We start from the raw sequence: 19437 nt of genomic DNA on the forward strand, positions 1-19437 counted from the left end.
GGGGCGCCAGGCGTGCGTCGCAGCACTGGCGCTGAACTCGGTGCCACCCGTTGCTACCGCGGCGAAGAGAAGCCTGTGTTGCCTGCAACCGTTCCCGGAACCATTCTGGAGATGCCCTTGCCTGGCGCGGGAAGTGCCTCTCGTAGTCGCAGCGATGAAGGATGATGCCTTCCACAGAGGTGGCCGAGGTCGAAGCGAGAAATGCGGGAAAAATCGCAACCTACGATTATCTTTTTTCTTAAAAGCAACGGATTGACATTTTTCGTTGATTCCTATATAATTTAGGCAACACACCACCGTTGCATGGTCTTCAACGAATACCGCTGAAGGGCGCTCGAATGTAGCGGAAGTTTCGCGGGAGACCAGCCGGGTGTCGGTCGCAATCTCGCTAATAGCAGAAAAGTGGAGGTTCGCCCATGCGCGACGACGACGATCTGGTTCCACCGAAATGGCGTCCGCTATTTAACAATCAAGACTGGCTGCTGCACGATATTGTGGTGAAGTCGTTCTACGGCTTCGGTGTCATCGCCGCAATCGCGCACCTGCTGGTCTATCTGTGGAAACCGTGGCTTCCTTAGTGTAGAGTAAGATGAGGAGGGATTATTCATGCAACCTCGCAGCCCGGTGCGGACGAATATCGTCATCTTTACTATTCTTGGCTTTGTTGTAGCGCTACTTATCCATTTCATCGTGCTCAGCAGTCCGGCTTACAATTGGCTATCGAATGCCAACGGCGGAGCGCTGCTCCTGAGCGCCGTGCGTATGTTGTTCGGAGTCTGATGTGGTGGCGGGCCGGCTACGGCTCGCGTAAGACGGCAACCGCCAGCAGCGCCTCTGCTGGCGGTTGTTGTTCGCAGGCGGTTGAGATTCGGCTTTTTGCACATAGATAAAAAATTGACCTTTAGAAATAATTCGTGTATACTGAGAATCGGTGTATACTGGTTATTAGGATCGTTAGGGGCGGCGTCGCCCTTCCGCCGCAATCTCACGCTTGCATTGGCGTCACTATGTTGGGGACGCCGATCTGGATCAGGAGAGACCCATGCAATCGTCACGACCAAGTGATCGGCAACTCGCGATCGTTGTCTCGGTGGCGGTAGGACTCGTTGTCGCAGTGATTACAACAGCCACCTTCTGGTGGGTCTACGATTTGACACTAGGCCGTGCCCAACGGGAGGCTGCAAAAACAGCCGGTGCGCGCTGGAGTCCGAGCGATGGAATTACGGTTATCACCAAGTCGAAACCAATCACGCCTACCGATGGACGGCAGAATTGGTTAGGTGCGCAGGCATGGCAGGAGGGAGTACAGGCCGGTCAGGCCTGGGTTCAAAAGTATCCGAATACGGTTAATGTACAAGTTCTGGTCGGGATGAGTTCGGCCCAAATCTGGACGTACATGCAACAATACGTGTCGGGTGCGCTGGGGGTTGGTTGCCAGTACTGCCACAATATCAACAATTTCGCTAGTGATGAGTATCCGCAAAAGATTGCAGCGCGCAATATGCTGCGTCTGGTGCGTGATGTCAACGCCGAGTTTATTGTCAACTTGCCGGCCTGGAAGGGTAACTACGTTCAGTGCGCAACCTGCCACAACAACGCGCCAAACAATCTTGAAAGCTTCGGCGCCCAATTTATCAACTCGATACCACCGATTAAGGTGACTGTTGATCCGCTTGATGCCAATGGACGTGCAATCCTCGATCCCGCTCAGAAGCCCGAAGCTATTCGCGACCAGGTCTTGTTGAAGGATGCTATTCTCTACTACATCTATAACTATCAGGTCTGGAAGCCATTCGATCCAAACGATCCAGAGAGTGGTCGCGGCTCGCTGGCACTGACCTACGATGGCGGGCGCACACAAGATCAGGTGACGATTAACCAGAATGTGATGAACTATCAGTCCTGGTCGCTGGGGGTTGGTTGTACGTTCTGCCACAACTCACGTAATTTCGTTGCCTATGAGCTGAATCCCGCCGGTGACAATGTGCTTAACCCGGCTTATGCGTACAACAAACTGAAGGCGCAGCGGATGTTGCTGCTCACGACATGGCTGGCCGAAAACTGGACGCGCTACGGTGCGATTGGGAAGCCTGAGATTCCTACCGGCCCCGGGGCGGCAAGTCGCTATTCATACCAGCGCCTTGGCGATGGACAGGTGTACAACGTTCCCGGTTGTTACACGTGCCATCGTGGAAACAATATCCCGCTGGCTTCGATCAATCAGGCCGACATCCCCAATAACGATGCCGGTGTCGTGATCCTACCACCGCAGATTAGAGGCCGCTAACCTACTCCTTGAAGGGGGCGCTTGGGCGCCCCCGCGCCGCTGGCGCGCTAGAGAGCGATGCTCTATGAGCGATATGAGCGACCGAACCAGTTTGACTTCACCACCTTCACTTCCGCTACCCAAACGTCTGCGGCTACGCCTGGTCTGGCTAACGCGATCCATCCAGCTCATGAAGCCGGTAACCTGGTTTGCACCAACGTGGGCGTTTATGTGTGGGGCAATTGCCAGCGGTGCTCTGGGATGGAACGAATCGATTGGCCGCCTTCTGCTCGGTATGTTTATGGCTGGCCCAGTATTGTGTGGTTTGTCGCAGGTGGTCAACGATTACGCTGATCGTGATGTTGACGCCATTAATGAGCCACACCGGCTTATTCCATCTGGTCAGGTTTCGTTGCGTCACGTCTATATTCTGACGGCAGTGCTGACATGGCTTGGCGCGAGTATTGCGCTATTTTTGGGGCGAAATGTGGCCTTTTTTGTCGCGCTTGGTCTGATCTTCGCCCTGGCCTATAGTCTACGACCGATTCGCGGAAAGCGTAATGGCTGGATCGGTAATGCGCTGGTTGCTATTTCATACGAAGGCCTAGCCTGGATGGCCGGTCATTCGGCATTTGCTCCACTCACCGGCGAGAGCGTCACGATTGCTTTGCTCTATTCCCTCGGCGCCCACGGGATTATGACGGTTAATGACTTTAAGAGCATCCGTGGCGATACGCTGATGGGTATCCGTTCCATTCCGGTACAGTATGGCAAGGTTATCGCTGCGCGGATGGTGGTGATAACTATGGGAGTGGCCCAAATTGCAGTCATTGGTTTACTCTATTACTGGGGCCATCCTGTGGCGGCAACGGTTGTTGCCATCTTACTGGCAGCGCAGAGTATCCCGAATGCGCGCTTCATCCGTGATCCAGAGAACAATGAGGTCTTTTTCAATGCAACTGCGATCATGCTTTATGTGTGGGGCATGTTAGCAGCAGCAATTGGTCTGGCAGCTTGATGGGCATCAGCCCCTAGAAGTGTGTTCGATGGCACCACGAGTTCTGATCGTTGGCGCATCGGTGGGTGGCGCAACCGCAGCGATTACGCTGCGGTCGTTTGGTATCGAGACGATCATGATCGAGAAGGAGCTGAGTAAGGCCAAACCATGCGGCGGCGCTGTCCCACCAGCAGCGTTCCGTGAGTTTGACTTACCGACTAGCCTGATTGATCGTAAGGTTCGTCAGTGCCTGATCGTTTCGCCGTCGGGTCAAGAGACTCACGTGCCGGTAGCCGGTTCTGTGCCTAGTGATGATGATTATGTGGCGATGGTGCGGCGTGAGGTGTTTGATAGTTTCTTGCGTCAGCGTGCGCAGGAACGTGGGGCAGAATTGATCCACGCTCAGGTTACCGGTTTACGGGTTGATCGGCATGGGGTGACGGCTACCTACCGTACTCCTTCAGGTTATGAGGGTTCGGTTTGGGCCGATGTGGTGATCGGTGCTGATGGTGCTTATTCACCAACCGCAAAATTCCTCGGCCTGCCGAATCTGCCGCGGGCTGTGGCAATGCAAGAGCGGATCAAGCTGCCACCTGATAAGATGGCGCGTTGGGAAGAAACTGCTGATCTCTACCTCGGCCACGAAGTCAGCCCCGATCTGTATGCCTGGGCTTTTCCCAAACGTGACCATATTGCGGTAGGTATCGGCGCCGGTCCTGGTCATGGATCGGCTGCCAAACAATTGCTGGCTAATCTCAAACGTCGCCTTGGTTCGGCCCTCGATGGTGGTCAGGTCATTTTGCGCGAAGCGCATGCATTGCCGATGGAACCGCGTCCGCACATGGCTTTTGATCGGGCAATGCTGATCGGTGATGCCGCCGGATTGGTGGTGCATACTTCCGGTGAAGGCATTTATTGGGCAATGAAGAGTGGTCAGATGGCTGCGCAGACCCTGGCCGAGTATCTCGATGTGCCTAGTGCTGCAAACCTGCGCCACTACGAGCGCCGCTGGTGGAAAGAATACGGCACAATGTATCGCTTCCTGCGCTTTTTGCAAATCTGGGGCTATGGTAACGAGCGGCAGATGGAGGTCTTTACTGAAATGTGCCGTAACCCTGATGTGCAACGGTTAACGTTTGATAGCTACATGCACAAGAAGATGGCACCAGCGCCCTGGTTGGCCCAATTGCGTATGACCGCTGAGATTATTGTCAGTGAAGTGCGCAATTACCTGCGACCTCGCACACCGTTGCGCGAGCAGTTGGGGTTAACGGTGATCGAAAAGCAGCGGATGCTTGCCGCCGATTGATCGGCACTTACCCCACGTGATCGGCGGGACGCAGTGACTTGCACTGCGTCCCGTTAACGTTTCTGGCTACACCTCATCAATAAAGGGATACAGCATCCGACCGGTTAGATCGGTGTGACTGCCCAGCGCATAAGGCGGACGATAATCTTCAAGGACGCGCACGTAGTTGGCCCGCTCGAAGGCTGCCGGTTCAGCTACCGCTTTTTGGCTCATACTCCCGCGTAGTTGGGTAATCGACTCGTACTCGTGCTCGGTGAGCCACGCTTCCAGATCGTGTAGAATACCGCGCAACACATCAGGCGCCCGGCCACGGAGGAGCGCCGATGCCATCATTGCCACATTTGCTCCGGCCATTAGCCCTTTGAGGGCATCAATCGCACTATGGACACCACTGCTGATCGCAAATTCAAGCGGGACACGTCCGTAGAGTAAGGCGATCCAACGCAGCGGTAGTCGCAATTCAGCCGAACTACTCAGTTGCAAGTTCGGTCGTACCTCCAATTGTTCAAGGTCGAAGTCGGGCTGGTAAAAGCGATTGAACAGCACCAGCGCATCTGCTCCTGCTTCACGCAGACGGGTAGCAAAGTGTGGCAGTGCTGTGATGTATGGGCCAATCTTTACCGCCAGCGGGATCGTGATTTCGGCCCGTACTGCACGCACCAGCTCGACGTAAATATCCTCGAGTGCGCTACTGGTGATGGTGGTATCAACTGGGATGAAGTAGATATTGAGTTCGAGTGCATCAGCACCCGCCTCTTGTATGAGACGGGCATAATGAACCCATCCGCCTGCCGAGACGCCATTGAGACTACCGATGACCGGGATGCTCAACGCTTTTTTCAGTGCTACAACCTGTTCCAGATACCGTTCGGGGCCGACGCTATACACACCATGTTCGGGGAAATAGCTGAGCGCTTCGGCAAAGCTCTCGGCCCCATGACTAAGCATGCGATCAATCTCAAGGCTGTTTTGAATGATCTGCTCCTCGAAGAGCGAATACATAACAATCGCTCCCAGGCCAGCCTCTTCGAGCTGACGAGCCAGCTCAACGTTGCGACTGATGGGTGATGCGGCAGCGACTAACGGTGTGCGCAGCCGCATCCCCAGATAGGTCGTACTCAGATCGATCATCGCAGCCCCTCCTTCGTCTCGGCAGCTAACTCATTGGCCATCCACTGCAAATGTGCCCACTTCAATGCTACCTGCCGCCGTAGGCTGGCGACCAGTTGTTCGTAGCGAGCCGGGTTGGCTTGTTGCAACATCTGGAAACGACCTTCACCGCGCAAATAGACCTCTGGATCAATGGTCGGTGCTTTCGAGTCGATGGTCAATGGTGAACCCTCGTGAATGGCCGGATTGTAACGATAGAGTGGCCAGACACCAGACTCAACCGCCAGCCGTTGCTGCTCTAGACCACGACGTAGATCATAGCCATGGGCAATGCAGTGGCTGTAGGCAATGATGAGCGAGACCCCAGGATACGCTTCGGCCTCCTGGAAGGCGCGTAGCGTCTGGACATCATCGGCACCAAAGGCCACTCGGGCCACGTATACATCACCGTAGGTCATTGCAATCTGGGCCAAATCCTTCTTGACCCCACCTTTCCCACTGGCTGCAAACTTGGCGACAGCGCCAGTTGGTGTTGATTTACTGGCCTGCCCGCCAGTGTTAGAGTAGACTTCCGTATCTAACACCAGGATATTGACATCGCGCCCTGACGCAAACACATGGTCAAGCCCACCAAAGCCGATGTCGTAGGCCCAACCATCACCACCGACGATCCAGATACTGCGTCGGATCAACACATCGGCCAGGGCTAGCAGATCACGCATTTGCGCTGCCTCTGGCGGATCACTGCTCAGCAGTTCACGCAAACGCTGTTTAAGGATTGCGACGCGCTCGCGTTGCTCACGAATACCGGTTTCACTGTGTTGATCAGCATGCAGCAGGTCTTCGACAAATTCAGCACCAAGAATGGGCCGGAGGCGATTAAGCAGCATTCGGGCATGGTCAAGCTGCTGGTCAATACTTAAGCGCATACCCAACCCAAACTCGGCATTATCCTCGAAGAGTGAATTGCACCATGCTGGCCCGCGCCCCTCGGCGTTGGTTGTCCATGGTGTTGTTGGTAAATTACCGCCGTAGATTGACGAACAACCGGTGGCGTTGGCAATAATTGCGCGGTCGCCAAAGAGCTGACTCAGCAGCTTGAGATAAGGTGTCTCGCCACAACCGGCACAGGCCCCTGAAAATTCCATCAGCGGCACAAACAGTTGCGTATGCTTTACACTGCCAGACGGAATCTGGGTGCGATCCACATCCGGCAACGAGAGGAAGAAATCCCAATATGCAGCTTCACGAGCACGAATAGGCGGTTGCGGTTGGAGATTGATCGCCTTACGACCGGTTGCACGCTTGTCCTTGACCGGACACGCTTCAACACAGAGGCCACAGCCGGTGCAGTCTTCGGGCGCAACTTGTAATGTGTAGCGCTGACCGGGGAACTCTTTAAAGCGGGCCGGTGCGCTCTGGAATCCTTCGGGAGCGCCAACAAGTGCCTCTTCGGGGTAGACCTTCGCACGAATGGTAGCATGTGGACACACAAAGACACACTTGTTGCACTGGATGCAGATAGCCGGGTCCCAGATTGGTATTTCAAGCGCAATATTGCGCTTTTCCCATTTCGTCGTTCCGGTCGGGAAAGAGCCATCGATGGGGATCGCACTAACCGGTAACTCATCACCCCGCCCGGCGATCATCGGTCCCAACACATCACGCACGAACGGCGGTGCATGATCCGGTACCGGTGGTCGCATCGGCAACCCATTGTCCTCGGTCGGCGGTGGAATCGGTACCTCGTACAGCCGGTCGAGCGTGCGGTCAACTGCTGCCCAGTTCTGCTTGACCACGGCCTCGCCGCGCCGACCGTAGGTCTTCTTGATCGACTGCTTGATCGCCGCAATTGCGTCTTCACGAGGTAAGACGCCACTGATTGCGAAGAAGCAGGTCTGCATCACGGTGTTGATGCGTCCGCGCATACCCACTTCATTGGCAACAGCAGTTGCATCAATCACGAAGAAGCGCAGGTTCAGCTCGCGAATTTTACGCTGGACAACCGACGGCAACTGATGCCAGACCTGATCAGGACCGTAAGGGCTATTGAGCAAGAACACACCATTCGGTGCTGCATACTGCAATACATCAAATCGTTCGAGGAAACTGAACTGGTGGCAGGCTACAAACTGGGCCTGTCCCTTACCGATCAGATACGGTGTTGCCAGCGGCGATGGCCCAAAACGGAGATGGGAAATCGTCACCGACCCCGATTTCTTCGAGTCATAGACGAAATAGCCCTGCGCGTAACGCTCAGCCTCGCCCTCACTGCTATCACCGATAATCTTGATGCTATTCTTATTGGCGCCGACCGTGCCATCAGAACCAAGACCCCAGAACACACAGCGCACCGTACCGGGCGGATCGATGCAGAGATCGGGATCGTAACTCAGACTACTCTGGCTGACATCATCAATGATCCCAACCGTGAAGTGCTCTTTGGGGTGTTCCTTTGCCAGCTCGGCAAAAACGGCGGCTGCCATCCCCGGCGTAAACTCCTTCGATGAAAGGCCATAGCGCCCGCCGATCACCTTGATCGGCTGACCACGGAGTGCCGCAACGACATCGAGGAAGAGCGGCTCACCAGAAGCCCCCGGCTCTTTGGTGCGGTCGAGTACGGCAATTCTCTTCACGGTTGGTGGCAATACGGCACGAAATGCGGCCTCGGCAAAGGGTCGGAAGAGACGCACTTGCACGACCCCGACCTTCTCGCCTTGCTGGTTCAGGTAGAAAGCAGTTTCGCGGGCTGTCTCACCTCCTGAACCCATTATTACTATCACCCGCTCGGCATCAGGAGCACCGAAATAGTCAAATAGGTGGTACTGCCGACCGGTAATTTCGGCAAACCGATCCATCTGTGCTTGTACAACGGCTGGGAAGGCATCGATGATCGGCTGGATACGCTCACGGGCCTGAAAAGCAACATCAGGGTTCTGCGCCGTGCCACGAATCACCGGCTGTTCTGGTGAAAGCGCATGAGCGCGATGATCGTGAATCCATTCGTCCTTGATCATTGCCCGAATCTCTTCCTCTTCGAGCAGGATGATCGTATTCACTTCGTGCGAGGTACGAAAGCCATCGAAGAAGTGTATCACCGGCAATTTCCCGGCCAGCGAGCTGGCGTGGGCAATCAGGGCTATATCCTGCGCCTCTTGTACCGATGCTGATGCCAACATGCCAAGGCCGGTAGTTCGTGCGGCCATAACATCTGACTGATCACCAAAGATGGAAAGAGCCTGCGTTGCTAACGCCCGGGCCGCAACGTGGAAGACGCCCGGTCTTAGCTCGGCGGCCATCTTATACATATTGGGAATCATCAAAAGCAGACCCTGCGAAGCGGTAAACGTCGTGGTTAGGGCGCCGGTCTGCATTGCCCCGTGGAGGGCGCCTGCGGCGCCACCTTCCGACTGCATCTCGTAAACGGTCGGTACTACTCCCCACAGATTGGGCTTACCGCTAGCAGCAAATGCATCAGCCAGTTCACCCATTGGCGTGGAAGGGGTGATTGGGTAAATTGCTATCACTTCACTCAATTGATAGGCAACATTCGCAACCGCCTCATTGCCATCGAGAGTGACTCGTCGAGTGCCCATTATGTTCCTCCTTACCTGCAAGCAGAGGTCATGATGCCTGCTCTGTATCAGTATAGGAGGGGTAGCAGTATAGTTCTGATAAAACTCAGGCAACCATCAGTAATGATTGCTTCATTCTAGTGATAGAAGCGGTGGGAAAATGTTCATCAATTTTTTAACTTTCGTGCCATTTTCCTGTTTTAGCGAGTGCTACGACAGTCTATAATAAGAGTGATTTCGTGTTCTACAGAGATGGAGCAGCGCATGCAGCGCGTAACCTTGATCCTCGACCGATCGGCTGCTCTGCGCGAAACCTTTGGCCTTGAAGCCAATTGGTGGGTTAATGCGTTCATTGCCGATCTTCAGGCGCTCGTACTTCGTGTGACTGGCTCGACCGCCTATGTTACTTCGACCGTTCAAATCGCGACGGAAGCCAGTGAAGGGCCATTATTGATTCTTAGTGGTGATACGCCACATCTTCCTGAGGCACGGATTCGCGATGCCTGTACCCTCTTAGACAGTGACACCGATGTAGTGGTAGGGTTGTGCGATCGTGGTTCCTGGTATATGCTGGGTATCCGCTACCCATCAGTTGTTGGAACGATTCCGCTTGTCTCAGAAGAGGTGCGGCCATGGCTGAGCGGTTTGCACCAGCGCGGTGTACGTATCGCTCATCTGCCACTCTGGTTTCGGATTGTGTATGTATCGGATTTGGCCACCCTTTCAGTTGCGCTCCGCACAATGCCAGAAGATTACGCCCCTTCAACCCGACGACTCCTTGGCAATGGCGCCCTCGAACGTGAATGGGGGGCATAACCGCATGACAACTGGCGCAACTTGTGGTATACTCTTTATCGGCGTGCATCAGATGCACGCCAACCTTTTACGTTGGAAGCATTAGCACTCTCACTTAGCGAGTGCTAACAATCGACCTGCAAGGCAGGATACAGCGATGAGCGGACCTCTGACCGAACGCCGGCAGATGATTCTCAAGCTGGTCATACAAGAGTTTGTCGATACGGCAACGCCGGTCGCTTCCGAGACGCTGGTGCGCAAATATCGCCTCCCCGTCTCGCCTGCGACGGTGCGGAATGATATGGCCGCACTCGAAGAGTTGGGTTTTCTGACCCATCCGCACACGTCAGGCGGGCGTATCCCGACTGATGCGGGTTATCGCTTTTTCGTTGAGAACTTGATGGAGCGCACATCGCTCTCTCCTGCCGAACAGCGCATGATTCGCCACCAGTTTTACCAGGTACGTGGCGAACTTGATCAGTGGGTGCAACTGGCATGTGCTGTGCTTGCCCGTACAGCGCATAACGCTTCGGTTGCCACCGCTCCCCGCGCCGAGCAGCTTCGCTTCAAGAGCCTGGAGTTGATCGCAATCCACGAAACAATGGCACTGGCGGTTATCGTCTTTCACGGCGGGATTATCAAACAGCAGACCCTGCCCATCGAGCCGGGTCGTACACCAGAGGACCTGCGTCGGGCTGCCGGTGTGGTAAGCGATCTGCTCGCTGATGCAACCTTAACTCGGGCTGAGGAGCTGGCTGCCGTGGCGACCTTCAACGGTGTCCCGCTCAGTGAGTTTGAGCGGACACTGGTTGATATGGTGGTGCGAGCGATGATTGCCTTTGAAGAGCAGGCGCAAGAGCAGATCTATTCTGATGGTCTGCTTGAGATGTTGAGTCAGCCTGAGTTTATGCCTGCTAGTGGCCGTGATGATGCCGAGCGAGCCATCGAACGATTACGCCGTACTCTCGAAATTCTTAAGAGTGGCCGCGGTCTTGGTCCACTCATTCCCCAGGCCCTCGCCTCCGGTGGGGTGCAGGTGATTATTGGTGGCGAACACGGCGAAGACGCTATGCGCGATTACAGTGTGATCTTGGCGCGCTACGGCGTCGAGGGGGCGTTGGTTGGTGTGCTCGGTGTGATTGGGCCAACCCGTATGGCCTATCCACGTTCGATCTCAACAGTGCGCTATATCGCATCATTGATGAGTAACCTGTTGGCCGATCTCTATTACGCGAATCCTCGTCCTTCGGAACCAGATGTTGATACTCCTGCAACTTCGTGAATTGAGATATACCTTGTGAGGGAACTATGGCAAATACGGAAGAAGTGAAACCCGATACAGCAGTTCAAGACGCGGCTGCTAATGCGCAGAACGAAGGAGCAGACGCGACGACGGCTCAGCCATCGGTGGCTACCGCCGATGGCGGAGTGGTTGACTCGGAGGCGTTGATCGCCGATCTGCAAAACCGCCTGGCTCAGGCTGAAGCTCAGGTCGCCGAATATAAAGATCAGTGGATGCGGGCCGTGGCTGATTATCGCAACTTCAAGCGCCGTACCGAAACCGAACGCAGTGAGCTGATACGTAATGCCGGTGCAGCACTTATTTTGAAGTTGCTACCGGTCCTCGATGACTTCGAGCGGGCGATTGCCAATGTGCCACCTGAGATTGCCGAAACACCGTGGTGGCAGGGAACGCAACTTATTGCTCAAAAATTACGTACAATCCTCGAAAGCGAAGGGGTCAAGCCGATTGAGGCGTTGGGGCAGGACTTTAACCCCAATTTGCACGAGGCGGTGATCTACGAAGAAGCAGAAGGGCAAGAAGGTAAAGTTATTGCAGAATTACAGCGTGGCTATCTGCTCCACGACCGTGTCATCCGTCCGAGTATGGTTAAGGTGGGTCGCGGTTAGGAACTAGAACGTTTTTTGAGATGAAGGTAAGCTCCCATGCCAAAAGTAATTGGGATTGATCTGGGCACAACCAACTCGGTGGTCGCTGTGGTTGAAGGCGGTGATGTGGTTGTTATCCCCAATGCTGAAGGGTCGCGTCTGACCCCGTCGGTGGTGGCCGTTACCAAATCTGGCGAGCGCGTCGTTGGTCAGGTGGCCCGTCGGCAGGCGGTAACGAATCCTGAAAATACCATCTTTTCCGTGAAGCGCTTTATCGGTCGGAAGTTTAACGAACCCTCAGTGCAACAAGACAAAGAGCTGGTTCCCTACCAGATCACCGCTGCACCCAACGGCGATGTGCGCGTGTTGATGGCCGGTCGTGAGTATGCGCCACCTGAAATCTCGGCGATGGTGCTGCAAAAATTGAAGGCTGATGCTGAAGCCTATCTCGGCGAGCCGGTGACGCAGGCGGTGATCACAGTACCGGCCTACTTTAATGATAGCCAGCGTCAGGCTACCAAAGACGCCGGTAAGATTGCTGGTCTCGAAGTGCTGCGGATCGTTAACGAACCAACGGCCAGTGCCCTTGCCTATGGGCTTGACAAGAAGGGCAAAGATGAACTGGTCGTCGTCTACGATATGGGTGGCGGTACCTTTGATGTTAGCATTCTTGAACTCAGTGATGGTGTGGTTGAAGTGAAGGCCACCAGTGGCGATACGCATCTTGGTGGTGATGACTTTGATCAGCGCATTATCGACTGGCTGGCCGATGAGTTTCAAAAGGAGCATGGGATTGATTTGCGCGCCGACCGTGTGGCGCTGCAACGGTTGAAAGAGGCGGCAGAAAAGGCCAAAATGGAGCTTAGCTCGTTGATGCAGACCGAGATCAGCCTGCCCTTTATCACCGCCGATCCGAGCGGTCCGAAGCATCTGCATGCAACGCTCACCCGCGCCCGCCTTGAGCAACTCTGCGCTGATTTGATCGAACGCAGTATGGGGCCAGTCCGACAGGCACTGCGCGATGCAGGTCTCCAACCAGGTCAGATCGATGAAATTATTCTGGTAGGAGGACAGACCCGCATGCCGGCGATCCAGGCAGCCGTGCGCAACTTTTTCGGCAAAGAACCAAACCGCAGCGTTAACCCTGATGAAGTAGTTGCCATCGGCGCAGCGATCCAGGCTGGTGTGCTGGCCGGTGAAGTGAAAGATGTGCTCTTACTCGATGTGACACCGTTGACGCTCGGTATCGAGACGCTTGGTGGTGTGATGACGCCCCTGATTGAGCGCAATACCACTATCCCGACCCGCAAGAGCCAAATCTTTTCTACCGCCAGCGATAACCAGACGAGCGTCGAGATTCATGTGTTACAAGGTGAGCGTGCGGAGGCGCGTTACAATAAGAGCCTGGGCCGCTTTGAGTTGTCGGGTATTCCCCCCGCTCCCCGTGGTGTCCCGCAGATTGAAGTGACGTTTGATATTGACGCCAACGGGATTGTGAGTGTCAGTGCTCGCGATAAGGCGACCGGTAAAGAACAGCGTATTACTATCACGGCTTCTTCAGGCCTCTCGCAGGAAGAGATTGAGCGGATGGTGCGCGATGCTGAGCTTCATGCTGAAGAAGATCGTCGCCGCCGTGCGTTGATTGCCGCCCGCAATCACGCCGATAGCCTGCTATACACTGCGGAAAAGACGTTACGCGAAGCTGGTGAACACGTCGATCCGAGCGTGCGGGCGACCGTCGAAGAGAAGATGATGGCGCTCCGCAGTGTTGTCGCCGAAGATGACGAGCAGACGATTCGGAATCGTATCGCTGAATTGGCCGTTGCGTTACAGCATATCTCAACCGGGGCAACATCAAACGGTGCTGCCGGTACCGTTGTTGATGAATCGGTAGGCGAGTAGGCTTATACCAGGCTACTGGCCGGTAGCACACGTCGTGAGGACACCGTATGACAGCGGGAGCCAAACGTGATTATTACGAAGTACTCGGGGTGAGTCGGAGTGCGACGCCCGATGAAATCAAAAAGGCGTATCGTCGGCTAGCCCGCCAATATCATCCCGATGTGAATAAATCGCCGGACGCTGAGGCGAAGTTCAAAGAGATCAACGAGGCCTACGAGGTGCTCTCTGACGAACAGAAGCGGGCGATGTACGATCGGTTTGGTCACAATCCGCCCGGTTTCGGTGGCGTTGGCGCTGATCCGTTTGGAGGCGTTGATCCCTTTAGCTCGATTTTCGATGCCTTTTTCGGTGGTGTCGGGGCGGGACGCAGCACCCGTGGGCCGCTGCGCGGAGCCGATCTGCGCTATACACTGCGGCTTACCTTTGAAGAGGCAGTGTTCGGGACCGAAAAGGAGATCGAGTTCCGTCGTCTCGAAACATGTCCGGTATGCTATGGTTCTGGTGCCGAACCTGGTACCGAACCAACGCGCTGTCCTCGTTGTGGCGGTACCGGTGAAATCCGTCAGCGTGCACCCATCTTCAATATGGTGACGGTGACGACCTGTGATACCTGTGGTGGCACCGGTTACGTAATCCCTATTCCCTGTCGTGAATGTCGTGGTGAAGGTCGGGTACGACAGACCCGCAAAATCACGGTGCGCGTACCGGCGGGTGTCGATAGTTCACAACAGATTCGGATTAGTGGTGAAGGTGAGGCCGGGCCGCGTGGTGGGCCACCGGGGAACCTTTACGTTGCCCTTGATATTCAGCCGCATCCCCTTTTCGAGCGCGATGGCAACGACATTATTCTCAATCTGACCATCAATGTTGCTCAGGCCGCGTTGGGTGGAGAAGTCAGTGTGCCAACGCTCGAAGGGACAGAAAAGCTGCGCCTGCCACCTGGCACCCAGCACGGCCAAACCTTCCGCTTGCGTGGGAAGGGGGTTCCCTATTTGCGGCAACAGGGTCGCGGTGATCAGATCGTAGTGATTCGGGTAGAGGTTCCGACGAAACTGACCGATCACCAGCGTCGCCTTTTCCAGGAATTGGCCCAAACCTTTGCGTCCCACGACGACAACCACGACGATGGGTTCTTTGGGCGGATTAAAGATGCGTTTGGTTTGTAAACCACGGTATTGGCATTGCGGTTTCACCTGCAATCTCAGGTGCGATGAGGGGGCGAGAGGGTCGAGGAGGCTGGGTGAAACATTGCTCACATCCAGCCAGGTCTGTTCGCGCCGATGGAACCTTTGTGAGCTTGAGTACTGAGTGAATAGTCATGACAACGGAACTCCTCTATGGGCGCAATGCGGTGCGCGAGGTACTGCGTGCTCGTCGCCGTACATTGCGCCGTTTGGTTCTCTCGCGGAGCGTCCAGGAAAGTGGCGTCATCGCCGAAATTATTCATCTGGCGCAACAAGCCGGTATTCCGGTGGAGCGTATCGAACGCCAAATGCTGGATCGCCAGTTGCGCGATGTTAATCATCAAGGGGTAATGCTCGAAGCTGGCCCCTACCCTTACGTTGATCTTGATACCTGTCTCAATGCTGCGACAGAACGACGGGAAGCGGCCTTACTGCTATTGCTCGATCATCTGCAAGACCCCCAAAACATCGGTACTCTCCTGCGCACGGCAGAGGCTGTCGGATGTCATGGTGTCGTGATTCCCGGTCGGCGGGCGGCTGAAATTACTCCAGCCGTTGTTAATGCGAGCAGCGGTGCGGTCGAGCATCTACGGGTAGCAATGGTGTCAAACTTGAACCAGACGATTGAAGAATTGCAACGAGCTGGTGTCTGGGTGGTTGGTCTCGAACAGGACGATCAGGCGCAAGACATCGATGCGGTTGATCTCGATCTGCCGCTGGCACTCGTGATCGGTGCCGAAGGTACCGGCATTGCTCGCCTGGTGCGCGAGCGGTGCGACTTTCTGGTTCGTTTACCGATAATTGGCCAGGTTGGATCACTCAATGCAGCGATCGCGGGGAGTATCGCTATCTACTACGCCTGGCGTCAACGCCATCGCCCGGTTGCTGACTGAGACAGGATCATTTCCTCTGACTTGAAGCTCTATTGGGTCTGCGCTAGAATACGCAACGTAAGAACAGAGAGGAGGCGTATGCGCTGGATTATACTCGCTGCTTTTGGTATCGCGTTGGGATATATCGTATTCCTGCAACGCAAGCTAGCCGCTGCCGAGCGTCGTGGTGATATGTACCGCGATATAGCCCAGCGGCTGGAACTACAGCTTGCCGGCCTCAAGACTCAGTAAGTGTACGTGAGCATGTCTGTCGCCTCTGATATATCGTCTGGTGTATCAGCCAACGGTATTGTCATTCGGTCGGCACGTCTGAGTGATATTGATGCTATCGTCGCCCTGCATCGTGAAGCCTTTGCCGACACCTTTGGCGCTGCGTTTGGCCCGCACGGCGGTGAGCGTGGCGCCCAAGCGTTGGCGGTTGGTTGGCGCCGGCAGGGTGCAGCCGCCTTGCAAGGGATGCTCGTGGCCGAATACGACAATCAGGTCATCGGTACTACCAGTTTGCGAACTCGTGATATGATGAGTGGCGGCGGCTTTGCCGAATCGGCATTCTTTGAAATTCTGGGCTGGTGGGGGGCGCTTCGCTCACTCTTCGCGCTATCGTTACTCGATCACCAGATCGGGCACGGTGAAGGGTTTATTGCCGATGTTGCGGTCGCACCGGCCTGGCGCCGACGCGGGGTAGCTCGTGCACTGTTGCAACAGGCCGAACAGTATGCTCGCTCACGTGCCCTGACCTACCTTGGCCTGTACGTGCGCGAGACGAACCAGCCGGCCCGCACGTTGTACGAGCGGCTTGGCTTTCAAGCGCTGTATGTACGGCACTCGTTCTTTGGTCGCTTGTTCTTTGGTCAAAGTGGTTGGATCTACATGCGCAAAGACCTGGATTGAAACGTCTGGTAACCGGCACGGTGCCAACCATCACTGTTGAACCCTTGCTCTTGTACGTCCGGATTATGCACAGGTATCAGCAGCAACAGCTAAATACCAATGGAGAACACAGACAATGACGTCTCACCGTATCAATCCGTTTCACGTTGCCCAACAGCAGTTCGATCAGGCAGCCGAAATGCTCCATCTCCCGGATGACATTCGGGCAATTCTGCGCGTGCCCCAGCGCGAATTGACGGTCAATTTTCCGGTACAGATGGATGACGGTAGTACACGGGTTTTTACCGGTTATCGAGTCCAGCACAACCTGAGCCGTGGCCCGGTGAAGGGAGGTATTCGCTACCATCCGAGTGTTGATATCGATGAAGTACGTGCCTTGGCGATGTGGATGACCTGGAAGTGTGCGCTGGTCAATATTCCTTACGGCGGTGCCAAGGGTGGCGTGATTGTTGATCCTAAGCAACTCTCGCCTGGTGAACTTGAACGACTGACCCGACGTTTTGCTACTGAGATCAGTATCTTGCTCGGCCCTGAAAAGGATATTCCTGCACCTGATGTGGGTACCAATGCCCAGATCATGGCCTGGATTATGGATACCATCTCGATGCATCGTGGCTACACGGTACCCGCTGTCATTACCGGTAAGCCGGTGAATGTTGGTGGCTCGTTAGGTCGGGTTGAGGCAACCGGTCGTGGTGTCATGCTGATGGTGCGTGAGATGGCACGGCAGTTAGGCTGGTCGCTCGATGGATTGCGCGTGGTGGTGCAGGGATTCGGAAATGTGGGGAGCACCGCCGCTTATTTGCTGCATCAACTCGGTTGCAAGGTGATCGGGGTGGCCGATGCCTCCGGTGGTTACTATTGCGCGCAGGGACTTGATATTCCGGCAATGCGTGCCCATACCGAACAACACTCGTTCCGTCTGCTCGACGGCTATAGAGCAGCCGGCGTCGAACGGATCAGTGGCAGCGAATTGCTCGAACTAGAGTGTGATGTATTGATACCGGCAGCGCTCGAGAATCAGATTACCGGCGAGAACGCTGAACGAATCCGTGCTCGCCTGATCGTCGAGGGGGCGAACGGGCCAACGACACCAGAAGCCGATGCCATCCTTGGTGAACGAGGCATCATCGTTGTGCCTGATATTCTGGCAAATGCCGGTGGTGTGATTGTCTCTTACTTCGAGTGGGTGCAGGGCTTGCAAGAGTTCTTCTGGGACGAACAAGATATTAACGAGAAACTCGAACGGATTATCGTTGGTGCATTTCAACAGGTGTACGCGATGGCTGGGCAAAGACAGATTCCATTACGGCTCGCAGCGTATCTCCTGGCCGTACAACGAGTCGCCGACGCTAATCTCACTCGTGGCGTTTATCCGTAAAGGGATTGTGACGCAGCGCCAAGTTCGATTCCTCTGGTCGACCCTCGCTGCATCACCGGGCAGGAGGAGTTATGCAGATTGTGCTTGTCGAGGATAATCCGCTAATGCAGCAACTGTTCACCATCTTCCTACAGGGGCAGGGATGTAACGTAACGGTCGTTGCTACCGGCGCTGCGGCATTGGCCGTATCGGTGCCACTTCCGGCGGTGTTTATCATCGACTTGCGCTTGCCCGATTGTAATGGATTTGACCTTGTGCAACAACTACGTGCCCATCCGGTGTATCACCGTTGCCCGACGATTGCGCTGAGTGGTCTCGGCGAGAGTGATCGTCGGGTAGCGTTGGCCGCAGGTTTCGACCGTTTCCTCACGAAACCTACTGATCTCGATGAATTGATGCAGGTGATTACCGAATTAGCAGAGCAATCTTCTCCATACTAGATGTGTGGCTGGCAATGAAAGCAATCGCACGACGTCTCATCTTGTGGGATATTGACGGAACTCTTCTTTCAACTGATGGTATTGCGGCTGAGGCGATGCGTACTGCCCTCCGTAAGCTGATAGGCCCCGGTGTACATCTCGAGCGGACTTCGTATGCCGGGAAGACTGACTGGCAGATTATCCGCGAGAGTATCCCTTCGTTTGATGCAGCAACTGCCCATAAGCGCCTGCGTGAGTTTATCGAATTGTATACTGCCGAGCTGAATGCGCAACGTGAAGCATTAATTGCGCGCTCTACAGTTTTTACGGGAGTTGTTGAAGCGCTGCGAGCCTTGACTGAATATGGATGTCAGGCGCCACTGACCGGAAACGTTGTGGCTGCGGCGCGCATCAAGTTAGAATGTACCGGCCTGCTCCCATGGCTTGATCTCGAAGCCGGTGCGTATGGCGACGACCACTTTGATCGGCTGGCGCTACCGCTGATTGCAACCGTTCGTGCGTCTAGTCGTTATCGTTATAACTTTTTACCCGCTGACGTCGTAATTATCGGTGATACCCCGCGTGATATTGCTTGTGGCAAAAGCTTTGGCGCTCGTACTGTAGCCGTGGCAACCGGTCCCTTCACAATGACCGAACTGTCCTGGCATCGTCCTGACGCACTACTCCCTGATCTCAGCGATACTTCAGCCGTACTGAAAGCGGTGTTGGGTACGTGAACACGTGATGTAGGAAATGTGCAACCGATATTGGCGAGAGGCGGGTTGGGTACCCGCCCCAGAAATCATTCCAGATCAGGCAAGTGAT

At 55.1% G+C, this 19437-nt stretch carries 18 protein-coding genes; 16 read left to right on the forward strand and 2 right to left on the reverse strand.

Going from position 1 to position 19437, the window contains the following annotated elements; genetic code table 11:
* Positions 1-416 precede the first annotated feature (416 nt).
* From pufB to JE47_RS0101295, 5 genes are all read left to right on the forward strand, one after another.
* Entirely contained in the window at positions 417-578 is a 162-nt protein-coding gene (gene pufB, locus JE47_RS0101275; protein WP_012257957.1) for a light-harvesting antenna LH1, beta subunit, read from the forward strand.
* Positions 579-606: 28 nt separating this feature from the next.
* Entirely contained in the window at positions 607-780 is a 174-nt protein-coding gene (pufA, locus tag JE47_RS0101280) for a light-harvesting protein (RefSeq protein ID WP_031458026.1), read from the forward strand.
* A gap of 262 nt (positions 781-1042) precedes the next feature.
* Positions 1043-2287 (forward strand): cytochrome c-554 Puf2C, encoded by a 1245-nt coding sequence (puf2C, locus tag JE47_RS0101285; protein WP_031458027.1) that lies wholly within the window; start codon positions 1043-1045, stop codon positions 2285-2287.
* A gap of 73 nt (positions 2288-2360) precedes the next feature.
* Positions 2361-3284, forward strand: a complete 924-nt coding sequence (chlG, locus tag JE47_RS0101290; protein ID WP_236631100.1) for a chlorophyll synthase ChlG — start codon at positions 2361-2363, stop codon at positions 3282-3284.
* Positions 3285-3312: 28 nt separating this feature from the next.
* Positions 3313-4572, forward strand: coding sequence for a geranylgeranyl diphosphate reductase (locus tag JE47_RS0101295; RefSeq protein ID WP_031458029.1), 1260 nt, complete (start codon positions 3313-3315; stop codon positions 4570-4572).
* A gap of 66 nt (positions 4573-4638) precedes the next feature.
* On the opposite strand, the gene JE47_RS0101300 is transcribed toward JE47_RS0101295, so the two are convergent.
* Both JE47_RS0101300 and nifJ read right to left on the reverse strand, forming a co-directional pair.
* Entirely contained in the window at positions 4639-5703 is a 1065-nt protein-coding gene (locus tag JE47_RS0101300; RefSeq protein ID WP_031458030.1) for a dihydroorotate dehydrogenase-like protein, read from the reverse strand.
* On the reverse strand, positions 5700-9278 hold the full coding sequence (gene nifJ / locus JE47_RS0101305) for a pyruvate:ferredoxin (flavodoxin) oxidoreductase (protein ID WP_031458031.1): 3579 nt from the start codon (positions 9276-9278) through the stop codon (positions 5700-5702). Before nifJ ends, JE47_RS0101300 begins: the two co-directional genes overlap by 4 nt.
* Before the next feature lie 243 nt (positions 9279-9521).
* Between nifJ and JE47_RS0101310 the strand changes: the two genes are divergently transcribed.
* The 11 genes from JE47_RS0101310 to JE47_RS0101360 all read left to right on the forward strand — a co-directional run bounded on the left by JE47_RS0101310 (position 9522) and on the right by JE47_RS0101360 (position 19349).
* Positions 9522-10073, forward strand: a complete 552-nt coding sequence (locus JE47_RS0101310; RefSeq protein WP_031458032.1) for a DUF2064 domain-containing protein — start codon at positions 9522-9524, stop codon at positions 10071-10073.
* A gap of 136 nt (positions 10074-10209) precedes the next feature.
* The gene (hrcA, locus tag JE47_RS0101315) at positions 10210-11334 is read left to right on the forward strand and encodes a heat-inducible transcriptional repressor HrcA (protein WP_031458033.1); all 1125 of its coding nucleotides are present in this window, start codon (positions 10210-10212) and stop codon (positions 11332-11334) included.
* Between the two features lie 26 nt (positions 11335-11360).
* Positions 11361-11963 carry a nucleotide exchange factor GrpE gene (gene grpE / locus JE47_RS0101320; protein WP_031458034.1) on the forward strand — a complete coding sequence of 201 codons (603 nt, stop codon included), beginning with the start codon at positions 11361-11363 and terminating at the stop codon, positions 11961-11963.
* A 36-nt stretch (positions 11964-11999) separates the two neighbouring features.
* Complete coding sequence (gene dnaK, locus JE47_RS0101325) at positions 12000-13844, forward strand: molecular chaperone DnaK (RefSeq protein WP_031458035.1); 1845 nt, start codon at positions 12000-12002, stop codon at positions 13842-13844.
* Between the two features lie 47 nt (positions 13845-13891).
* Complete coding sequence (dnaJ, locus tag JE47_RS0101330) at positions 13892-15010, forward strand: molecular chaperone DnaJ (RefSeq protein WP_031458036.1); 1119 nt, start codon at positions 13892-13894, stop codon at positions 15008-15010.
* A 152-nt stretch (positions 15011-15162) separates the two neighbouring features.
* Entirely contained in the window at positions 15163-15921 is a 759-nt protein-coding gene (gene rlmB / locus JE47_RS0101335; protein WP_031458037.1) for a 23S rRNA (guanosine(2251)-2'-O)-methyltransferase RlmB, read from the forward strand.
* A gap of 78 nt (positions 15922-15999) precedes the next feature.
* Positions 16000-16152, forward strand: a complete 153-nt coding sequence (locus JE47_RS21910; protein ID WP_173424539.1) for a hypothetical protein — start codon at positions 16000-16002, stop codon at positions 16150-16152.
* Positions 16153-16164: 12 nt separating this feature from the next.
* Entirely contained in the window at positions 16165-16812 is a 648-nt protein-coding gene (locus JE47_RS0101345; RefSeq protein WP_031458038.1) for a GNAT family N-acetyltransferase, read from the forward strand.
* 115 nt (positions 16813-16927) lie between these two features.
* Positions 16928-18193: a Glu/Leu/Phe/Val family dehydrogenase gene (locus JE47_RS0101350; RefSeq protein WP_031458039.1), complete on the forward strand. Its 1266-nt coding sequence runs from the start codon at positions 16928-16930 to the stop codon at positions 18191-18193.
* 71 nt (positions 18194-18264) lie between these two features.
* Positions 18265-18633 (forward strand): response regulator, encoded by a 369-nt coding sequence (locus JE47_RS0101355; protein WP_031458040.1) that lies wholly within the window; start codon positions 18265-18267, stop codon positions 18631-18633.
* Between the two features lie 14 nt (positions 18634-18647).
* Positions 18648-19349, forward strand: coding sequence for an HAD family hydrolase (locus JE47_RS0101360; protein WP_031458041.1), 702 nt, complete (start codon positions 18648-18650; stop codon positions 19347-19349).
* The last annotated feature ends 88 nt before the right edge of the window (positions 19350-19437 follow it).

This window comes from Chloroflexus sp. MS-G, assembly GCF_000735195.1.
Lineage (GTDB): Bacteria > Chloroflexota > Chloroflexia > Chloroflexales > Chloroflexaceae > Chloroflexus.

Excerpts from the sequence above, each read along its gene's own strand:
- pufB (WP_012257957.1), top strand. The coding sequence starts at position 417 with ATGCGCGACGACGACGATCTGGTTCCACCGAAATGGCGTCCGCTATTT.
- pufA (WP_031458026.1), top strand. The coding sequence starts at position 607 with ATGCAACCTCGCAGCCCGGTGCGGACGAATATCGTCATCTTTACTATT.
- puf2C (WP_031458027.1), top strand. The coding sequence starts at position 1,043 with ATGCAATCGTCACGACCAAGTGATCGGCAACTCGCGATCGTTGTCTCG.
- chlG (WP_236631100.1), top strand. The coding sequence starts at position 2,361 with ATGAGCGACCGAACCAGTTTGACTTCACCACCTTCACTTCCGCTACCC.
- JE47_RS0101295 (WP_031458029.1), top strand. The coding sequence starts at position 3,313 with ATGGCACCACGAGTTCTGATCGTTGGCGCATCGGTGGGTGGCGCAACC.
- JE47_RS0101300 (WP_031458030.1), bottom strand. The coding sequence starts at position 5,703 with ATGATCGATCTGAGTACGACCTATCTGGGGATGCGGCTGCGCACACCG.
- nifJ (WP_031458031.1), bottom strand. The coding sequence starts at position 9,278 with ATGGGCACTCGACGAGTCACTCTCGATGGCAATGAGGCGGTTGCGAAT.
- JE47_RS0101310 (WP_031458032.1), top strand. The coding sequence starts at position 9,522 with ATGCAGCGCGTAACCTTGATCCTCGACCGATCGGCTGCTCTGCGCGAA.
- hrcA (WP_031458033.1), top strand. The coding sequence starts at position 10,210 with ATGAGCGGACCTCTGACCGAACGCCGGCAGATGATTCTCAAGCTGGTC.
- grpE (WP_031458034.1), top strand. The coding sequence starts at position 11,361 with ATGGCAAATACGGAAGAAGTGAAACCCGATACAGCAGTTCAAGACGCG.
- dnaK (WP_031458035.1), top strand. The coding sequence starts at position 12,000 with ATGCCAAAAGTAATTGGGATTGATCTGGGCACAACCAACTCGGTGGTC.
- dnaJ (WP_031458036.1), top strand. The coding sequence starts at position 13,892 with ATGACAGCGGGAGCCAAACGTGATTATTACGAAGTACTCGGGGTGAGT.
- rlmB (WP_031458037.1), top strand. The coding sequence starts at position 15,163 with ATGACAACGGAACTCCTCTATGGGCGCAATGCGGTGCGCGAGGTACTG.
- JE47_RS21910 (WP_173424539.1), top strand. The coding sequence starts at position 16,000 with ATGCGCTGGATTATACTCGCTGCTTTTGGTATCGCGTTGGGATATATC.
- JE47_RS0101345 (WP_031458038.1), top strand. The coding sequence starts at position 16,165 with ATGTCTGTCGCCTCTGATATATCGTCTGGTGTATCAGCCAACGGTATT.
- JE47_RS0101350 (WP_031458039.1), top strand. The coding sequence starts at position 16,928 with ATGACGTCTCACCGTATCAATCCGTTTCACGTTGCCCAACAGCAGTTC.
- JE47_RS0101355 (WP_031458040.1), top strand. The coding sequence starts at position 18,265 with ATGCAGATTGTGCTTGTCGAGGATAATCCGCTAATGCAGCAACTGTTC.
- JE47_RS0101360 (WP_031458041.1), top strand. The coding sequence starts at position 18,648 with ATGAAAGCAATCGCACGACGTCTCATCTTGTGGGATATTGACGGAACT.